Source organism: Acinetobacter sp. KH_038, assembly GCF_057839405.1.
Genome location: NZ_CM174489.1, coordinates 2,355,632 through 2,374,791 on the forward strand (window position 1 = coordinate 2,355,632; position 19,160 = coordinate 2,374,791).

Sequence of the window (19,160 nt, forward strand, 5' to 3'; positions counted from 1 at the left end):
AGTCAGTTAATGGGAAAGCTTTCTCATCTGTTTTAAGCGTGTGGTCAGTCCTAATATGCGACGGCGTGCGTTAATCTCTTCTTCACTGACACCCAGCGCCTGCATCAATTCATTGATGGGTAAATAGTTATGCTCGATTAAATAAATATCCTGTGCCTGAGTCCATGTGAGTTGCTGTGCGTGTGCCAATAACTTTTTGGCATCCGGTCTTACCATATCATTCATCCAGTTTATAAATCGGCAGGATAGAGACCTAAGCCTCTATCCTGCGCCACTTTAGGCAGGAATACTTTCTGCAATCAGTTCACGCGCCCAGACACGGTGATTCATGATCAGGGTCTTGAAGCTGTCTTGTACTGCTTCAAACTGTTCATGCGCCAAAGTTCCTTCATCACTGATCAAGCGCAGGTCTTCAATCAGCTGGCCTTTATCTCCCAGGAAGATAATCGGTTTCAGGTGTTTATACGCTTCCAGCAGATAATGGGTGGCTACGCCATCTTTCAAGACCAGATCATAGTTATCACCATCAACCACCACCACGGCATCATAAGCAATTGATGGTTCTGCTTTTTGCATGCCATCTGAAGGAATAACTTCGCCTTGCTGGCCAAGTACCGGGCCCGGTTTTGGTGTCAGCACATCGGCCACGGCACCTTCCGCTTCTGCCCAGGTCTGCACCGCCTTGATACTGGCCTGATTGGCTTTTGGATGTGCCAGGATTGCGATTTTACGCGCCTTAATATCGGCAGGTTTGAATGCTTCAAATGATAGGCGTGGCGAAATTTGTACCTGTGGCAGTTTCGCGGCTTTTTTCTCTGCAGGAATTTCAATGCCCAACTGATCTGCAACTTGCTGTGCCAAAGTCAGATCGATATTGCACAATACTTCAAGCACTTCACGCTCGCGAATATATTCACGTTGAACCTTGCCGAGTTCAAATACATAGGCATCGATAATATGCTTCTGCTCATGCGGTGCCTGGCTTTGATAGAAAATTCTCGCATGGCTAAAGTGATCATTGAATGATTCGCTGCGCTGGCGGATTTTATGCCCGTCGATACGCTCCTGATAGCTTTCAAAGCCACCTGCCTGAGTGGCACCTGGCGCTTCAGCCGGCCAGTTATCATCAATCGAATTTGGCTCATAGTTGGCCTGACCAGTATGTACAATACGCTGATGCAAACCGTCACGCTGATTATTGTGGAATGGACAAACCGGCTTGTTGATTGGGATCTGATGGAAGTTCGGCCCACCTAGGCGGCTGAGCTGAGTGTCGGTATAAGAAAACAGTCGTGCCTGCAACAGCGGGTCATTGGTAAAGTCGATACCCGGAACCACATGCCCCGGACAGAATGCCACCTGCTCGGTTTCACCAAAGAAATAATCGACATTCCGGTTCAGTACCATGCGGCCAATCGGCGTGACTGGCACCAGCTCTTCCGGAATAATCTTGGTAGCATCCAGCAGGTCGAAGTCAAATTTCATTTCGTCTTCTTCGGCAACGATCTGTACGCCCAGTTCCCATTCAGGATAGTTCCCGGAAGCAATGGCTTCATACAGATCACGACGATGGAAGTCCGGATCTTTACCTGCCAGTTTCTGGGCTTCATCCCAGACCAGCTGGGTCAGACCCTGTTTCGGTGTCCAGTGGAACTTCACAAATACCGCTTTATTTTCAGCATTGATCAGGCGGAACGTATGCACACCGAAACCTTGAATGGAGCGCAAGTTACGTGGAATGGCACGATCCGACATGGCCCACATTACCGCATGTGCAGATTCAGGCACCAAGGAGACAAAATCCCAGAAGGTATCATGCGCCGAAGCACCGGTTGGAATTTCAGTTTGTGGCTCAGGCTTTAAAGCATGCACAAAATCCGGGAACTTGATCCCGTCCTGAATAAAGAACACCGGGGCATCATTGGCCACCAGGTCAAAGTTACCTTCATCGGTATAGAACTTGGTCGCAAAACCCCGGATATCACGTACTGTATCTGCCGAACCACGTGGTCCCTGTACCGTAGAAAAGCGCACAAATACCGGCGTCTGTTGACTGGCATTTGTCAAAAACCCTGCTTTGGTCCACTTTTCATTGCCAGGATACGCTTCAAAAAAACCATGTGCGCCCACACCACGCGCATGTACGATACGCTCTGGAATACGCTCATGGTCAAAATGTGTGATCTTTTCACGGAGAATAAAATCTTCCATTAAAGTCGCACCACGAACACCTGCTTTAAGGCTGTTCTGGTTGTCTGAAATTTTAACACCCTGATTGGTGGTGAGTGTCTGCTCGGCCGAATCACTACGGTACGCGTCAAGCTGCTCACTCTTTTTATTGGTATTTTGTTTATCTAAACCATTTTTGCCTGTGGCTGGACTATTCGCCTTAATTTTCATGATGTTTTCCTTGCTGAGATTGAGTTTAGTGCAGATATTTTTGTCTATCTCAAAGTCGCTTGAGCCTTTTATGTGTCACATGGGCTGACCAATAAAATTAATCCCGCAAGTCGACCTGCGACAGCCGATCCTGTCTCAGGGCAGCACTTCATCTGAGTGTTGTGACTAGGAGAGTTTTTTGCTCTTCTGGGATATTGTTGTTGATCTCGCCTGTGTCCTAACATAACTGTATTTAGGAAAGAGGTTTATTATTCTTTGTAGTGCCTTGTTTAATTAAGGCAGCGTTGTGTTATTTTTTATAAACCAGAAGTTTTTTATAGCTTAGTCTATTTAAACATCTCATTGATTTTAAAAATATAAAAATAAAATAGCGGATATTTTGTAATACCAGACCTGTTTCGTAATATGTGATTGTGCCTTTAAATATATGGCCCTGCAGGAGCAGAATGTTTCGACTCTGAAATAGCTGGGATTTTTAAGCGTGTAAAACCTGTCTGGACAATTGCAGATAAATCCCTAAACAAGATTAAAATACATCGCATGCTGAAATTACAATGCTTTGGGCAGGCTATACACAATGACTAAACTTCCTGCTGTTATATTGATCTAATATCTATAAGTTATAAATACTTAAATCTTTCAGCCTGTCCAAATGCATGCTTGAAGCCAGTTTCCAGTAGAGAGTTATCATCAAGACCGAAACTGCTTTTGACTCAGGCTGCAACTATATCCGACTTTATTGTATTACCCAGCATGATGCTAAATTTCAAGGAGTAAGAGCATGGCCTCTTCTAAAAAAGAATCTAAAGCAATCAAGATTGATATCGGGATTTCGCATGATGATCGTGCCAAGATCGTTGACGGTTTATCCAGACTCTTGGCAGACAGTTATACCCTGTATTTAATGACCCACAATTTCCACTGGAATGTGACCGGCCCGCAGTTCAACAGCCTGCATACGATGTTTATGACCCAATATACCGAGCAGTGGAATGCGCTGGATCTGATTGCCGAACGTATCCGAGCTTTGGGTTTTGCAGCGCCGGGCACCTATAAACAGTTTGTCAAACTGACTTCAATTAAAGAAGTGGAAGGCGTGCCTAAAGCTGAAGAAATGCTGCGCCTACTGGTCGATGCCCATGAAACGGTAGCGCGTACTGCCAGAAGTATTTTTACAGTGATTGAAGAAGCCAATGACCAGCCGACAGCCGACCTTCTGACTCAAAGACTGGATGTACATGAAAAAACCGCCTGGATGCTCAGAAGTAGTCTGGAATAATAAAGCTGGATTATTCGGGTTTGAGATGAGTCTGATAAACAGGATAAATAGGGATTTTTCCTAACCACTTAGATTAGTCTCAAAACAAAAGCGCTCAAAAACAAAAGCGCTCAAAAACAGCATTAAAATTTTGAGGATGTATACAAGCGTGTACATCCTCTTTTCACTAGCAGCTTACTAAAAAATCAGGCATGAAAATAATTCAGTGGCAGTTTTAGATAGCAGACACCATTTGCTTCAGCTTCAGGAAATTGCCCGCCACGCATATTGATCTGAATTGCCGGTAAAATCAGTTTTGGCATACTCAGTCTGGCATCGCGTTGCTGGCGCATCTCGATAAATTCAGCTTTGGCTGTACCCGTGTGAATATGAATATTGTGCTGTTTTTGAGTCTGAATATCGGTTTCACAGACAAAATGATCACGGCTTTCCGGCAAATAGTCATGACACAGGAATACCCGGGTTTCATCCGGAAGTTGATACAGTTTTTGTACCGAATCAAATAAGGTTGCTGCACTACCCTTCGGAAAATCACAGCGCGCGGTGCCGTAATCGGGCATAAACAGGGTATCGCCGACAAAGACTGCATCCCCGACCACATAGCTCAGACAGGCCGGTGTATGTCCCGGTGTCGGAATGTTATATGCCGCTAATGAACCAATGTTGAATTTTTCATGATCCGCAAACAGATAATCAAACGGCTGCGCCAGATTAAACTGTTTCATATCCAGATGATAAATCGCGCCAAAAGTTTCTTGCACGATTGAAATATGCTGACTCATGGCAATCTTGCCACCCAATTGCGTTTGCAAATATTGGGCTGCAGTCAGATGATCGGCATGGACATGGGTTTCCAGAATCCATTCAACCTCAAGACCCTGCTGTCGTATATAGTTTATAATCTGATCCGCATGCGTGGTCGAGGTACTGGCAGAGGCAGCATCATAATCCAGTACACTGTCAATCACGGCACACTTTCCTGTAGCCGGATCACTGATCACATAGCTAAAGGTATGGGTATCTTCATGAAAAAAATCTTGAATTACCGCCTTAGTCTTCATGCTGATGCTCCTGCCCATTGACGATGAATCCATACCCCGACCAGCATGGCAATAATAAAGTAAAGCGCCTGATAATGACCTAAACCAATGAGGGTCAAACTGGGTGCGGGACAAATACCGGCAATGCCCCAGCCGATACCGAAAATCAGACTACCGCTCACCAGTTTAGGGTCAATGCGCTGATTGGTCGGTAACTGGATCGGTTCATCAAATACAGTTTTTGCTGCCGGATTGCGTTTGGCTTTCTGGAAAGGAATAAAAGCGATCAGAATTGCGCCCAGCATCACAAAAGCCAGACTCGGGTCCCAGTCACCAAAAATATCGAGAAAATCCAGAACTTTTTCAGGATTGGCCATACCCGAAATCATCAAGCCGACCGAGAATAAACCACCCAATAAAAATGCCAGCAGATTTTTCATTTTAGCGTGCTCCCCATAGATGACGAATCAGGTAGACCGTTACAAAACCCGCGAGCATGAACAGCACAGTTGCCAGTAGTGAACGTCCAGATAAACGGCTGATACCACAAATACCATGCCCACTGGTACACCCTGAACCTAAACGGGTGCCAAAACCGACCAGCAAACCGGCAATGATCATCATCCACGGGCTGGCATTTAGTTCAATTTCAGGTTGTAGCCATAGTCCATAAACAAATGGTATGACGATCAGACCCAGTAAAAACCAGATTGCTGGCGTTTTGAAAATGGTTTGAGGATTGAGTACCTGCCCGATCAGACCACTAATGCCTGCAATCCTGCCATGAATATACAGATAACCCACCACGGCAATACCGAGGAGTAAGCCGCCAAGAAAAGCACTCAGAAAATCATGCATCATATTTCACTTCAAACACTATATGTTTTAATATTATATTAAAATACATATCAATCAAGTTTTGTCCTATTTAATTTGTGTATCTGGGCGATGACATCGCTCAATCCAAGACCTATCATTCCATTTTGCTTCCCGTTTCAAAGACCGGTCTGATCAGTAAAATCTGGAGGAAGTCGTTCGCTATCTGCTTAGTCTCCGCTTAAGCTGGATGAGCAGTATGCGAGTCACTCTGGATCCGGCCATCAACCAGATTAATCGTTCGGTCACAAGTGGCAGATAGACGCGGGTCGTGCGTCACCAGCAATACCGCGCAGTCGCGTTCACGATGCACTTTACGGAACAGCTCAAACATGTCTCCGGCAGTCTGGGTATCCAGGTTACCGGTGGGTTCATCGGCCAGAAGCAAGGCTGGCTCTGTAATCAAAGCCCGCGCAATCGCAATCCGCTGTTGCTGCCCACCGGAAAGCTCATTCGGCTTACGGTCAGCGAACTTTTCCAGCCCTACTGCAGCCAGTAACTCACGTGCCCGCTGCAGACCTTGCTGCCCCGGTTTGCCTCGGGTCATCATCAAGGGCATCAAGATATTATCCAGTGCAGTAAAGGCCTGAATCAGGTGATGAAACTGAAATACAAAGCCGATACTATTGCCACGTAAGGCAGTCCGGCTGCGGTCGTCCATGGCACTGGTCGGCTGTCCCAGCAAATACAGTTCGCCACTACTCGGTTGATCCAGTAACCCGAGAATATTCAGTAGCGTACTTTTGCCAGAGCCAGAAGGCCCAATCAGTGCAGCAAAGTCCTGACGTTCAATACACAGATCAATGCCGTGCAAGACTTCAATTTCATTGGGCTGACCAATATTATAAGATTTACGCAGCGCTTCTAGACGCAGAACTTCTTGAGATTGTTCAGACATGACGGATCGCCTCCACCGGATCGAGTGCTGCTGCCCGGCGTGATGGTACTGCAGCAGCTAATACGCCTGTTAATGTCGCCAGCAATAAAGCCACCAAGACCAGCTCGATCGAAATTGGAATATAGAATAATCCGGGGCCAAAATTATTAAACACCCAGACCAGACCGTAACTGGCAACACTGCCAACAACCGAGCCGAGCAGGCCAAATATAGCGCCCTGAAACAGGAATATTCTTAAAATTTGTGACTGCGTGGCACCTGTCGCGCGTAAAATACCAATTTCCCGGGTACGCTGTACCACGCTGACCGACATCACACTGGCAATGCCAAAGGCCACTGAAATGGCCACAAAGACAATAATCATATTGGTGGACAGGCTTTGTGCCGTAATTGCATTCATTAACTGGGCATTGGTTGCAATCCAGCTTTCGGCCTTTAATGAGGTCAGGCGTCCGACTTGTGCCGCAATATTATCCGCCTCGAAAATATCGTTAATGGTCAGATCAATAACAGTCACGCCGCCTGGCAGGCCGAGTAAAGACTGGGCCTGTTTCAAGTCCAGATAAACATAACGTGCATCCAGTTCGCGTACACCCAGTTCAAATATACCGGCAATATTCACCAAGGCACTGTTTTGCTGACCGGTATCCAGTCGCAACTTGCTACCGACCTGAACACCGAGGTCTTTGGCCAACTGACTGCCGATCAGCACATCATCTGCGCCAACGCGTAACTGGCCACTGGTTAAATATTCTTTTAATGGAATAATCTGCTGATAACGCTCCAGATCCATACCGACCAGGGCCACAGATTCAATCGCATCACCGCGTTGTACAAAGGCCGGACCCGAGACCACCGGAGAGACAGCCGTCAGTATAGGTAACTGATCTAGTGTTTCGGTAATCTGCTGCCAATTATTGATAGAACGCAGTCGCTGGGCGCGTTTGTCTTCCTGCAACAATTGCAGCGTTCCTGCGGGGGGCGGCACAATCTGGTTGACTTCATCGGGCGAGAGCAGACGGATATGTGCCTGAGTACCCAAAGTACGTTCAACAATATTGGCCTGTAAGCCCTGAATTAAAGCGGTGATAAACACGATCACGGCCACGCCGACGGCAACACCGACCGTAATCATAATGGACTGCGCGCGACCCTCGCGCAAAAAACTGACCGCGATTTTCCATTCGATCCAAAGCCGCTCGAAAAATTTTTTCAATCCAGTTTCACCGGTAATTCATTTTTGCTGTCATTGGCCTCACTCGGGTTGACCACTGAGGGATCTTGTGGCTTGAGTCGCACTCTTGCCCCTTCTGGCAAGGTCGACTCGGCATTGGCCAGCACCTGATCACCCTCATTCAACCCTGAGCTTACTTCTGACATGGCCAGACCACGTAAACCTAAAGTCACCTGTTGGCGCTGTATTTTCCCGTCACGTACCAACACCGCTACTGCTTTATTGCCTTTAATATTGGTAAGTGCATCATTGGGAATGGCCAGTGCCCGCTGCCGTTTATCTGTCTCGACATTCACCGATACAGTCATGTCCTGACGCAGAAAATCTGGCACCGGGTTAACGGTTAAACGCACTTCTACCGTACCACGCTGCGGATCAATACTCGGGGCAATAAAGTTAATACGTGCCGGAAAGGATTGATCCGGATAGGCATCACTAATAACCGTGGCAGGTTGTGCCAGGGCCAGCTGCGGTAAATTGCGTTCATCGAGCGGCACCCGGATTTCTGTATTTCCGGTCAAGGCAATAGTAAATAACGTTTGCCCCGGCTGAACCAGATCACCCGGTTCGACATCCCGTGTCAGTACCGTCCCGGCAACTGCAGCCCGAATTTTGGTTTTGGCCAGTTGAGCCTGTGCCACCGCAAGCTGTTCCCGAAGGGTCGCTTCTTCAACTTGTCCCGCGGCCAGTGCTGCCGCTTTTACTCGCGTGGTTTCATAATTGTTGCGCGCAACCCGTTCGGCTTCCAGGGCCTGCTCTATTTCTTCAGCCGAAAGAATACCCGCTTCTGCATTGCGTCTGCGCGCTGCTTCACGACTGGCCTGTTCCAGTTGTGCTTTGGCGCTGGCCAGTTCTGCGGCTGCCTGTGGCCGTCTGCTGGTAGCCAGTTCAGTCAGCGCCAGCTCTGCCTGACGTACCTGGGCCTGTAGTTCATCCGACTTAAGTACCACCAAAAGGTCACCCGGTTTAACCTGGTCTCCTTCTGTTACCCGCCGTTCAAGCACCACACCGCTAATTTCACTACCTACCTGAGCACGCGAGACTGTGGCCACACGTCCGGTGGCCACTACATTTTGCACCAGCGGCATTGTGCTCAAGGTATAGCTCGGTAAAACCGGCCCTTGCCACCAGTGAAACAGAGCATAAGCGACTGCCAGTAACAAGACGATAATGAGCAGAATTTTATAGCGTGCAGCGCGCAACTGAGAATCTCCAATGAGTTTTAAATATCATATTTGAATTACCAAGATACATCTCTAGCTGTATTCTTTTATATTTCAAATTGATAAAAATTTCTAATCAAGTTTACAGAACTTTGTCTGGCTCATGATTCCAATTCTGATTGTTTTAAGCTGTATCTCTTTCTGTCCTTGATGTTGCTCAAAAAAGCTTTGCTTGTTAAGCCTTTAGCTTCTTCAATATTACAGTATGTAGCTATTTGAACAGTTTATTTTTATTAATTTTAAAAGCTTTTCTCCTTTAAATCTGTATAAGCTTTTATTTTTTATGGCTTTGTTCCAAAAAGATTTAAAAAGCAAACTCTCCTCAGCGACTCAAATTTAGACTCAAATTGAAGTGGCAACTAGGGTATGAGGTCGGCCGAATATCATCAATTTATTTAAGACTGCCACAGGTGCATGAATCTCGTTGACTTGACTATCAAAATTCCTGGCACTGAGTTTATCACCTGAGAAGCACTGCTTCGCAAGAAGAGTTTAATCAGGCTCTGAACAAATCCTGTGACCATGCCTAAAGAGAGTCAAAATAGCGATTTGATCATTCAACAGCACTGAATCGCGGCATTGGCATTAGTCTGATTTCACCCGTATCTGCCTTGTGGGCGAGCATACCATTGAGTCGTAGGATCAAAGTAAATCGAGATATTTGCTTGATTTATGAATGCCCGGTTATAAGCTGACCAGTTCGTTGTACTGTAGTTTTGATGTCCAGGCTTCTTCCTTTGGAAATGATATTGCTGAATAAGCCTTCAAGAATAGGTTTTTCAAAAAACCTTTTATATTATGAAGTTACTATATATTTTGCTTATATTTACTGCCTAAGCCCCATAGTGTTAACAGGCATTTAAAAAAATCAGATTGCGTACCTTGCACTATTTTAGAATCTTGCAGGAATCAAAATTCAGGATGTAATATTTACAAGAAGATTTTAGGATGCGCTGCACTTAACATTGTAATAATGTTCAAGGATATATACGTCCGCTATGGCAAAGCAAAGTCAGGTTGGCAGAATCGAGAGCCAAAAGATATTAAAGACTATTGTTGCGGCATGGGACGAATTTAAAGCTGATGAAAGATATAAGCTAGAAGCCTCAGCCTCTAGCTTATCATGATATTAATATGAGCTTTTCAACCGGCACCGCAGTTTAAAAATCATACTTCGCCATCATTTCCAGACGGCTGTCTTTACCTTGCAGATTGTCAACGGTATTACGCTCCCCATAAACATATTCCACCCCAAAGGTCAGTGGTTTAAAGGGTTTGTACATCATATTGACCCAGCCCTGTTGCAGCTTCTTGTTGCCAGTGTCATTGTTCTCATCATAGATAAGCGCGCCATAACCCAGACTGCTTCTCAGCTTTTCATTAAAATGGTAGGTCGTACCAACCTGGAAAGCATCAAAGTCAATCAGTTCGATATCACCATTTTCCTGGATATAACGGCGATTATCTGAGCTTGCCAATAAGATTTTGTTATCGCCTGACACATGCGAGTAATTGGCATTTAGCAGCCAAGACGGGCTAAATTTATAACGTAAACCCAGTGCTGCGCCCCACCCCAACTCGGTTTCATCATCCGCATTGCGTAGACGCACTTCCTGCAGCAATCCACGTGCAGTGATTAAACCATTGCCTTCAGCAAAGTCATGTCTCAGCTTAGTCGCCAATAATGGCAGACGATTTTCATCATTCCCCTTTTCCAAGCTTAAAAAATACAGCGTTGATGAGTTAATCGGCTGAGAATAACGCAGCATTGGATTACGCGTGGTACCGCCGCCCAGGGCCGTATTAAAGTCCAGCATTTCAGGTGCTGTCTCGGTGGACAAGAAACTCGATGTGGTCTGACCAATCAGCCAGCGGTCATAACTTAAATAAACATGGCGCAGGCGTAAAGTATCTTTGTCACTTCCGCCGCGGAAGTCCATTTCAATTTTACCCTTCAGTGGCTTTTCACCAGATGGCGTACTAAAATCCAGACCAATACGAGTGGTGGTCATGGTGCTATCAAAACGATCTTCCGTGGCTTTTTTATCCGCTGAACCTTCTAATGCAACAGTATGAATACTGTTGAACATGCCTTTTGCCCCTTCAAATTGATAAGCGACATCACTGCGGATAAAACCATATAAATTAACTTCTGCACCAGATTGCGATTGCCATTTATTGGCTACTGGCGGTTGTTGTTGTTCCTGCTGTGCCGCGATACTTGCCCCGGATCCTTGCTGCACCTGGATCATCTGTTTAAGCTCAGAAATTTCTGATTTTAATTTCTCAATTTCCGTCAGTTCTGTTTGATCAGCATAGGCTGTAGAAATAACCGTACTACCCAGGAGTATAAAAGCCACATTATAAAATTTCATATTAATCCTTTAAAAATCAATCTATTTTTATCCACTACATTTAACAATGATGTTTCCTTTTTATCCTCCGTACAGTTCTAGATACTTGTTTTTCACAATTTCACTCTTATATTTCTGTTTAATAAAATTAATCGCATGTCTGGACTTTGAAAGTGCAAACAAACACAGGCTTTCTGATTGATATTTCACTGCGGCAATCGCCTCGTAATCCAGAGAAATCGCCAGTTTGCATAAATGTTCTGGCTGTTCATCGAGATATTTAATAGAGGTCGGATTCTGCCGGATGGCATAAATAATTAATTTTTCATTTTTATTTTTCAGGAATTTAATCACTGAGGAATTTTTCTGGATCGCATCCAGCCACACGCCTTCATGGCATTCTTTTACATATTGAATAACATAAGGTTTTTTCTTTAATGCCAGTTTTAAAATATAGTCGCTGGGATCATAAATATATTTGATCGCTTCTGCTTTGGACCTGACCGCCTCTTCACAAATCAGATCACTGGGCTGATGCATATATTGCAAGGTATTGCCATCGGCACGCACGGCCAATAGACATATTTCCTGGCTTTTATCTTGTACATATTTAATTGCATAGGGATTGTTAAAAACCGCTGTTTTACACAAAAATTCATTCTGCTGTCGAATAAACTTAAGTGCAAAACCGTTTTGTCGCACCGCGGTCAAACACATCTGGGCTGTTGGGCTATTGATATAGCGAATTGCCAGACCTTCATTTTCTAGTGCTTTTAAACAGATCTCATCGGTCTTGTTTTCTACATATTTAAGCGTATTGCCACAAATGGACACCGCTTGCAAGCACATCTCATCATTTTGCTTATGTACATATTTCAGTGCCCGGGGATTATTTTTGACGGCTTCAGTGCACAGCTTGATGTCCTGATGCTGAATATATTTTAAAAGAAGGCCATCACGCTGAACCTTATACAAGCTGTCTGCATAAGAAAGCCTTCCATATACATCACTATTCATACACCCACCTTCTGTTATCTATCCATAGATTTAAAAAATATACGTTTACTCAGCTGGTAAAAATAATTGGTCGTCACAATGACAAAAATCAGCCGGGACAATTGAAATGCCACCACAATCGGCACTGCCAGGCCTAAAGCTTTTGCGGTCAGTGACATTTCTGCAATGCCGCCGGGAGAGAATCCCAGAATCAGGATCTGTTCATCGGCATGGCTTATGCGAACCAATAACAAGGCAACAATGATCGACACTGCCAAAGCCAGCACATTAAAAATAAAAGTCAAACCGATAAATTTTTTATTGTTTTTTAAAAAATCGAATGGAAATTTGCTACCCAGTGACCAGCCGATACAGAGCTGTCCCAAAAAAATAAACCACTCTGGAAAGCTAAACTGCAGCACGCCGAGAAAAGACAGCAATCCAATCATGCTAAGTGGACCTAAAATCCAGGCATTCAGAATATTCAGGCCTTGAAAGATTTTTCCAGACAGCAATGCCAGTGCAAACAGCAGCAAGACCTGAACAAATCCATAAGGTTCTGTCTTCTGTATATTCACATTGGACCAGTCCACCTGAAAATACAGCGCCATAAATATAGGAACCAAGACCACCAGGACCACAATTCTTAAACTGTGTGCGGCCACCACCTTTTCAACTTGTGCCTGCTGACGCTCCGCAATATTGACCATTTCACTGGCGCTACCAATGGCGGATGAAAACCAGGCCGTTGCCCAGTCCAGACCATTGACCTTATATTGCAATGCAGCCAGCAAGGTCCCTAATAGCAAAGACCAGACAATCCCAAACAGAATAAAGCCCCAGTAGGCCGCCACTGCCTGTACTAAATCAGGAGTGAAATATAGGCCCAAAGCCATGCCAATAATGACCTGTCCAGCCTTGCGCCAACACGGATCACATTCAAGTGGTCGCCCAACACTGCCGCACAGCAAAGCAGCCAGCAAGGGGCCTAGCAGCCACGGCAAGGGAATGTGAAGATAATTTGCGAGTAGTGCCCCGATCAGAGCAATCGCCAGTCCTTTGGCATTCGATATTATTTTTTTCATGATCCTAAATCATAATGACCAGCAAACGCTGACCATTATTAAAGTTAAATTAAGATTTTTGCTTCTTAATAAACATGTATTTACGCACAATCGGCAAGATCAGCAGTAATGCAGACATTACCCAAAGTATGATACTGATATTACTGCTCCACAAGATGCTTAATTCGCCTTGAGAAATAGACAGTGCACGACGTAAATTCGATTCCATCAACTCACCAAGTACAAAACCAAGAATCAATGGGGCCAACGGGAAGTCAAACTTTCTCAGGACATAACCGATAATCCCTAAGCCCATGCACAGTAACAAGTCGAAAATGGTACTGTGAATTGCGTATACGCCCACGAAGCTGACAGTCGCAATAATTGGAATCAGGATATAGCTTGGAATACTGAGTAAGCGTGCAAAGAAGCCTACTAAAGGTAGGTTTAATACCAACAGAATGATGTTACCAATCATTAATGATGCAATCAGCGCCCAGACCAATGCTGGCTGTTCGGTAAACAATTGTGGGCCTGGGGTGATGTTATACATCATTAATGCGCCCATCATGACCGCAGTTGTACCAGAACCTGGTACACCCAAGGTCAACATTGGTACGAATGAACCACATGCTGCTGCATTGTTGGCACTTTCAGGTGCCGCAAGACCACGTAAGTCACCTTTACCAAATTTGCTGCTATCCTTGGCCATTTTACGTTCAGTGGTATAGGCCATGGCACTGGCAACACTCGCCCCTGCACCTGGTAAAATACCCGAGAAGAAGCCAATAAGTGAACCACGAATCATGGTTGCTAGCGCACTTAAAAATTCTTTTAAGTTAAACAGCGAACGTTTGCCTTGCTCTAAAACGACTTTACCCATCGTGGTACGTTCCAGCAACAGTAAAATTTCACTGATACTGAACAAACCGATCACTACTGTAGTAAAGGCAATACCGTCACTTAAGCCAACGCTGTCAAAGGTAAAACGATATACACCGGTAATGGCATCCATACCCACAGTTGATAAACCTAGGCCCATGAGTGCCATGATCAGGGTTTTAAATGGTTGCGTGCTGACCAGACCAGTTAAGCAAACAATGGCAAACACCATCAGTGCAAAGTATTCCGCAGGTCCAAAGGAAATCGCCCATTTTGCAAGGATTGGCGCAAACAATACGATCCCGATAAAAGCTATGGTACTACCAATAAAGGAACTGATGGAGGAGAGTGATAAGGCAATTCCGGCCTTACCTTGCTGTGCCAATGGAAAACCATCCAGCGTGGTCATAATGGCACCGGCATCGCCTGGTACATTGAGCAAAATGGCAGAAATACGGCCACCGTATTCACAGCCCAGATAGACCGCTGCCAACAAGATCAGCGCACTGTCGACCGGCAAACCCAAGGCATATGCAAAAGGCAACAGGATGGCAACACCATTAATTGGACCTAAGCCAGGCAACAGGCCGACCACAGTTCCAATAAATGCACCGATGAAGGCGATCAGGAGATTTTGAGGTTGTAAGGCAACCTCAAAACCCATCATTAAAAAACTTAATACATCCATAGGGTTGTCATCCTTAACCGAAGAATCCAAGTGGTAATGGGACATCGAGTACACGATCGAACAGATAATAGGTACTGAGACTTAGTATCAGACCTGTAATAACTACCGGGATCGTTTTCCCATTGAAGAGTTTGCCCACTGCCATCGTCATTAGTAGGGTGGCAACAACAAAGCCCAGCCATTCAAATATCACGGCATACACTGTGAGTGCTGCAGCACACAGTACAAGCTTGCCCAATAAATGTTTGGTCCAACCCAGTTCTACAGGTTCAAACATAATGGCCGGACGAACCGTTAAATACACTGCACTGGCCGTAATCAGTCCCATCAATAAAATGGGAAACGCTTTAGGACCCACTGGGTCATAAGAGATTGGGGCTTCAAACTTGCAGGCATAAATCAATAAAGCGAATCCGCAGATTGCTATAATTCCTGTCAGAATGCGTTCAGATTTCATCATCTTCCCTCTAAACAAAAACTGAGCTAAAACATCAGTTTTAGCTCAGTCTGTTTGTTATTTTGATAATTTATATTCTTCCGATAATTGACGCATTTCTTCAGTCTGCTTATACACATATGCCGTCAGCTCTTCGCCGGTTAGCTCAAATGGCAACAAGTCTTGATTTTCACGTACTGCATCGAATTTTGAATTGGCCATCATTTTATCGAAGGCATTTTTCCACCAGTCATAAGCTTCATCGCTAACTTTTGGTCCCATATAGAAACCACGGATCACAGGCCATTCCAGGTCATAGCCCTGTTCAATCGCAGTCGGAAGTGTTGAAAATTTGCCTTCTAGACGGTCTTTTGAGAATACGGCAAGGACACGGATAGAGCCGGCCTTTAAATGTGAACCCACTTCACTGACATTGCCTACACCCACCTGGATATGCTGACCAAGTAACGAAGTCAGTACTTCACCACCGCCTTCAAGTGCAACAAAGCTCATATCTGCCGGGTTAATACCGGCTTTTTTCGCCAAAATTGCAGTCTGCATCCAGTCCTGACCACCTACACTGCCTGCACCGCCAAAGCTAATACCTTTCGGATTGGCACTGAGTGCTTTCATCAGGTCATCAAGATTCTTGAATGGCGAGTCTTTATGTACTGCGACCAGACCATAATCCACTGCCACACCTGACAGCCATTTCACGTCTTTTTCAGTAAAGTTGCCGAATTTACCTTGTGCCAGGTTCAATAATGAACCGGTTGAGAATGCAATTACCGCATTGTTATTGGCAGGGTCATTTCCGACAATTTTGTTATAAGCTACTGCGCCCACGCCGCCTGGCATGTAAGTCACGCGAATCGGATCTTCCAGGACTTCAGTCTGTTTAAAACCTGACTGAATCAGTTTGCAGGTCATGTCAAAACCGCCACCTGGCTTGGCAGGTGCAATACATTCTGCACGCTTGGGATGACCAGGCTCTTTAGATGCATTTCCAGCACTACACCCTGCAATCACAACACTGGCACACGCCAACGCAACTAGCTTTAAATTTTTCATCATTGATATGTCCTTATAACCAGATTTTCCATTTAAGATTTCAAGTTTCTTACCTATAGCCATCATCGACCTCCATGGTCCCCTTGTGGTTTGGGTGCTTGCTTACTTTGTTTTTGCCTTAAGTTTGGCAATACGCTCTTCTACTGCAAACTTCAGCAAGGCTGCACTACGGTAGAAACCGTGAGCGAACTTACCAAAAGGAATCGTCAGGAAGAAGGTCATCACTGTTGCCAAGTGAATGATCAGTAATAACGCCATTGCTGAGCTATCACGGAAAGCCAATAACGCAAGGCCGGTGATGCTAATCAGTAACAACAGGAAGATAAAGCCACGGTCCATTGGTTTTTGCTTCGCATCACCATGTAATGGATGGCGTTTGATATTCAGATAGAGCAAGCCAATCGGGCCAACTACCAGGCCAATACCGCCGAGTGTTCCAAAAATAACAGGCAGGCTGCTATAAGCATACGGTGCTGACAGACCCAGGAAGTAATGGTAGAAAGTTGCAACGCTGGTCGCCAGGAAGCAGAGTAAAAAGCCATACATGGTGAAATGATGGAATACACGGCGAATCTGGGTATAACGGTCATCTTCTTCATTACAGCCTTTGCCATGTCCGCCATCCAGATATTTCAGGGTCAGGACATTTTTAGAGGCTTGCAGGATATCCGGTTGTGCTACGCCTTCCGGAATAATTTCTGAGGTCTGTCTCCAGAATTTTGCAACGCCCAGACCTAAGAGCAGGATGGCGATGATAAATACCGAACCAAACAGTAGGGCCAAGAAGTTATGCGGGAAAATCGCATAAAAATCGCCCTGGTATTGACCAAACAAGTCCGTGCCATTGACCCATACCCCACCGAGCATCAGCAGGAAGAAGATCACGGTCATGACAGAAACCAAAGTAATGCCTGTCTTCTTGTAAATCGCCCCAAAAGAAGCCGGAACTGCAAATTCCTGATAGGTTTCCAGACGCACTTGTGCCATCGCTTGTGGAATATTCACGCCAAATTCATGTGGCGGTGCATATTGGCAGGCATGCAGACAGGCACCACAGTTGTGGCACAGGTTAGCCATGTAATGAATATCCGCCTGAGTGAACTCAAGGCGTTTGGTCATGGCAGGGAAAACGGCACAGAAAGTTTCACAGTAGCGGCAGGCATTACAAATTTGTAAGGCACGTTGGACTTCAGCTTCATTGTCACTCAATTGCACTACAGGAATGAGTTGTTTAGTTTCCGCGTTCACGCGCATTCTCCTTGTGCAATGGCAGCTTTGGCAGCTTTGGCAGCATTTTTACCTGCAATACGACCAAAAGTGGTTCCAATCGACATACCGACACCTGCTGTATAACCTTGACCGAGTACGTTCCCCGCCATCATTTCCCCTGCTACAAATAAGTTTGGACTTGGCTTGCCATCAAAACGTACGGCAGCATCATCCTCAACTTTTAGACCCAGATAGGTAAAAGTAATGCCAGGCTTCAAGGCATAGGCATAAAACGGAGGCTGATCCAGAGGTACCGCCCAATGGGTTTTCGCTGGCGTCAAGTTTTCAGTATGGCAATTATCTAACACGGTATGGTTAAACTCACCTTTGACACATGCCGCGTTATAGTTTTCAATCGTTTGCGTGAGCTGTTGCTCATCGAGATTTAACTTACGGGCCAGTTGCTGAATCGAATGAGCTTTGGTTCCTTCAAATACTGGTGGCATGAAACGCCCCACAGACTTGGAGTCGATAATAGAATAGGCAATTTGACCAGGTTGCTTGGCAACCAGACGTCCCCAAATGGCATAACGTTTTGGCCAGAAATCTTCGCCTTCATCATAAAAACGCTCAGCATTTTTATTGACTACAACACCTAGCGAGACACAGTCAATCCGGGTACAGATACCGCCATCATAAAGAGGTGCACGTGCATCAACTGCGACACAATGGGATTGAGAAGGATCACCAATAATGTCCGCACCTTGGTCCATCATGAATTTAAGCAAGTTACCCTGGTTGAAACGGGTACCACGGATAATGAAGTTATCTGCTGGCCATTCGCCATTTTCATTTTGGCCCCATGCCTCACGCAACCATTCCAGATTCGATTCGAATCCACCTGCTGCGAGTACACATGAAGCGCCTTCATAGCGTGTACCATCTTCAGCAATTGCCGCGATAAACTTGCCATCTTCAATAATCAGCTCATTGATTTTGGTGTTATAACGAATATCTACACCAAGATTTTGTGCACTTCTGAAGTAGGCATTCACCAAGGCTTTACCGCCGCCCATAAAGAACGCATTGGTACGGGCGACATGCAGCGCACCCGAAAGTGGTGGCTGAAAGTTCACACCATGTTTACGCATCCAGTCACGACAGGTGGCTGTTGAACGGATCACAAGACGTGCTAAATGCTCATTGGTTTTACCAGCAGTAACTTTCAATAAATCTTGCCAGTATTCTTCTTCTGGATAGGCATCAATGAGTACGTCTTGAGGCTCGTCATGCATACAGCGTAAATTACGTGTGTGCTGAGAGTTTCCACCGCGCCATTCTTTTGGTGCAGCCTCCAGAATCAAAACTGAAACACCAGCTTCCCGAGCAGTCAAAGCTGCACATAAAGCGGCATTCCCACCGCCAATCACAATTACATCATGCATTCGATGCCTTCCCTTTCGAATTTGCAGCAATTTAAGCTGAAACTCAACGGCAGCGTAAGCGGTAG

Annotated in this window: 17 protein-coding genes and 2 pseudogenes; 1 reads left to right on the top strand and 18 read right to left on the bottom strand. The window is 45.4% G+C overall.

Features of this window, described 5'->3' with window-relative positions; all coding sequences use genetic code 11:
- Window positions 1-6: 6 nt before the first annotated feature.
- Window positions 7-216 (bottom strand): hypothetical protein, encoded by a 210-nt coding sequence (locus AC3IT7_RS11125; RefSeq protein WP_489248515.1) that lies wholly within the window; start codon window positions 214-216, stop codon window positions 7-9.
- 60 nt (window positions 217-276) lie between these two features.
- Window positions 277-2,400 (bottom strand): catalase HPII, encoded by a 2,124-nt coding sequence (gene katE / locus AC3IT7_RS11130; protein WP_475655291.1) that lies wholly within the window; start codon window positions 2,398-2,400, stop codon window positions 277-279.
- A 781-nt stretch (window positions 2,401-3,181) separates the two neighbouring features.
- Between katE and AC3IT7_RS11135 the strand changes: the two genes are divergently transcribed.
- Window positions 3,182-3,679: a Dps family protein gene (locus AC3IT7_RS11135; protein WP_489248516.1), complete on the top strand. Its 498-nt coding sequence runs from the start codon at window positions 3,182-3,184 to the stop codon at window positions 3,677-3,679.
- Window positions 3,680-3,864: 185 nt separating this feature from the next.
- Here AC3IT7_RS11135 and AC3IT7_RS11140 read toward each other — a convergent pair whose 3' ends face one another.
- The 16 genes and pseudogenes from AC3IT7_RS11140 to tcuA all read right to left on the bottom strand — a co-directional run bounded on the left by AC3IT7_RS11140 (window position 3,865) and on the right by tcuA (window position 19,095).
- Window positions 3,865-4,740 (bottom strand): MBL fold metallo-hydrolase, encoded by an 876-nt coding sequence (locus AC3IT7_RS11140; RefSeq protein ID WP_475655293.1) that lies wholly within the window; start codon window positions 4,738-4,740, stop codon window positions 3,865-3,867.
- Window positions 4,737-5,159 carry a DUF6691 family protein gene (locus tag AC3IT7_RS11145; protein WP_489248517.1) on the bottom strand — a complete coding sequence of 141 codons (423 nt, stop codon included), beginning with the start codon at window positions 5,157-5,159 and terminating at the stop codon, window positions 4,737-4,739. Before AC3IT7_RS11145 ends, AC3IT7_RS11140 begins: the two co-directional genes overlap by 4 nt.
- A gap of 1 nt (window position 5,160) precedes the next feature.
- Window positions 5,161-5,577, bottom strand: a complete 417-nt coding sequence (locus AC3IT7_RS11150; RefSeq protein WP_489250010.1) for a YeeE/YedE family protein — start codon at window positions 5,575-5,577, stop codon at window positions 5,161-5,163.
- A gap of 199 nt (window positions 5,578-5,776) precedes the next feature.
- Window positions 5,777-6,493, bottom strand: a complete 717-nt coding sequence (locus AC3IT7_RS11155; RefSeq protein WP_489248518.1) for an ABC transporter ATP-binding protein — start codon at window positions 6,491-6,493, stop codon at window positions 5,777-5,779.
- Window positions 6,486-7,709 carry an ABC transporter permease gene (locus tag AC3IT7_RS11160; protein WP_475655296.1) on the bottom strand — a complete coding sequence of 408 codons (1,224 nt, stop codon included), beginning with the start codon at window positions 7,707-7,709 and terminating at the stop codon, window positions 6,486-6,488. Before AC3IT7_RS11160 ends, AC3IT7_RS11155 begins: the two co-directional genes overlap by 8 nt.
- Window positions 7,706-8,929, bottom strand: coding sequence for an efflux RND transporter periplasmic adaptor subunit (locus AC3IT7_RS11165; RefSeq protein ID WP_489248519.1), 1,224 nt, complete (start codon window positions 8,927-8,929; stop codon window positions 7,706-7,708). The genes AC3IT7_RS11160 and AC3IT7_RS11165 overlap by 4 nt, the downstream gene beginning before the upstream one ends.
- Window positions 8,930-9,292: 363 nt before the next feature.
- A pseudogene (locus AC3IT7_RS11170) lies at window positions 9,293-9,415 on the bottom strand (IS5/IS1182 family transposase); the annotation flags it as partial.
- 74 nt (window positions 9,416-9,489) lie between these two features.
- A pseudogene (locus AC3IT7_RS11175) lies at window positions 9,490-9,708 on the bottom strand (hypothetical protein); the annotation flags it as partial.
- A 402-nt stretch (window positions 9,709-10,110) separates the two neighbouring features.
- A complete protein-coding gene (locus AC3IT7_RS11180; protein WP_489248520.1) occupies window positions 10,111-11,325 on the bottom strand; it encodes a DcaP family trimeric outer membrane transporter in 1,215 nt (404 codons plus the stop codon).
- A gap of 60 nt (window positions 11,326-11,385) precedes the next feature.
- Entirely contained in the window at window positions 11,386-12,321 is a 936-nt protein-coding gene (locus tag AC3IT7_RS11185) for a DUF4116 domain-containing protein (protein ID WP_489248521.1), read from the bottom strand.
- A 14-nt stretch (window positions 12,322-12,335) separates the two neighbouring features.
- Window positions 12,336-13,385, bottom strand: a complete 1,050-nt coding sequence (locus AC3IT7_RS11190) for an AbrB family transcriptional regulator (RefSeq protein WP_489248522.1) — start codon at window positions 13,383-13,385, stop codon at window positions 12,336-12,338.
- 49 nt (window positions 13,386-13,434) lie between these two features.
- Window positions 13,435-14,934 (bottom strand): tripartite tricarboxylate transporter permease, encoded by a 1,500-nt coding sequence (locus tag AC3IT7_RS11195; protein WP_489248523.1) that lies wholly within the window; start codon window positions 14,932-14,934, stop codon window positions 13,435-13,437.
- A gap of 13 nt (window positions 14,935-14,947) precedes the next feature.
- A complete protein-coding gene (locus AC3IT7_RS11200; protein ID WP_489248524.1) occupies window positions 14,948-15,394 on the bottom strand; it encodes a tripartite tricarboxylate transporter TctB family protein in 447 nt (148 codons plus the stop codon).
- Between the two features lie 54 nt (window positions 15,395-15,448).
- Window positions 15,449-16,504 (bottom strand): Bug family tripartite tricarboxylate transporter substrate binding protein, encoded by a 1,056-nt coding sequence (locus AC3IT7_RS11205; protein WP_489248525.1) that lies wholly within the window; start codon window positions 16,502-16,504, stop codon window positions 15,449-15,451.
- A 39-nt stretch (window positions 16,505-16,543) separates the two neighbouring features.
- Entirely contained in the window at window positions 16,544-17,689 is a 1,146-nt protein-coding gene (gene tcuB, locus AC3IT7_RS11210; RefSeq protein WP_489248526.1) for a tricarballylate utilization 4Fe-4S protein TcuB, read from the bottom strand.
- Complete coding sequence (gene tcuA, locus AC3IT7_RS11215) at window positions 17,686-19,095, bottom strand: FAD-dependent tricarballylate dehydrogenase TcuA (protein WP_489248527.1); 1,410 nt, start codon at window positions 19,093-19,095, stop codon at window positions 17,686-17,688. The genes tcuB and tcuA overlap by 4 nt, the downstream gene beginning before the upstream one ends.
- Window positions 19,096-19,160 lie beyond the last annotated feature (65 nt).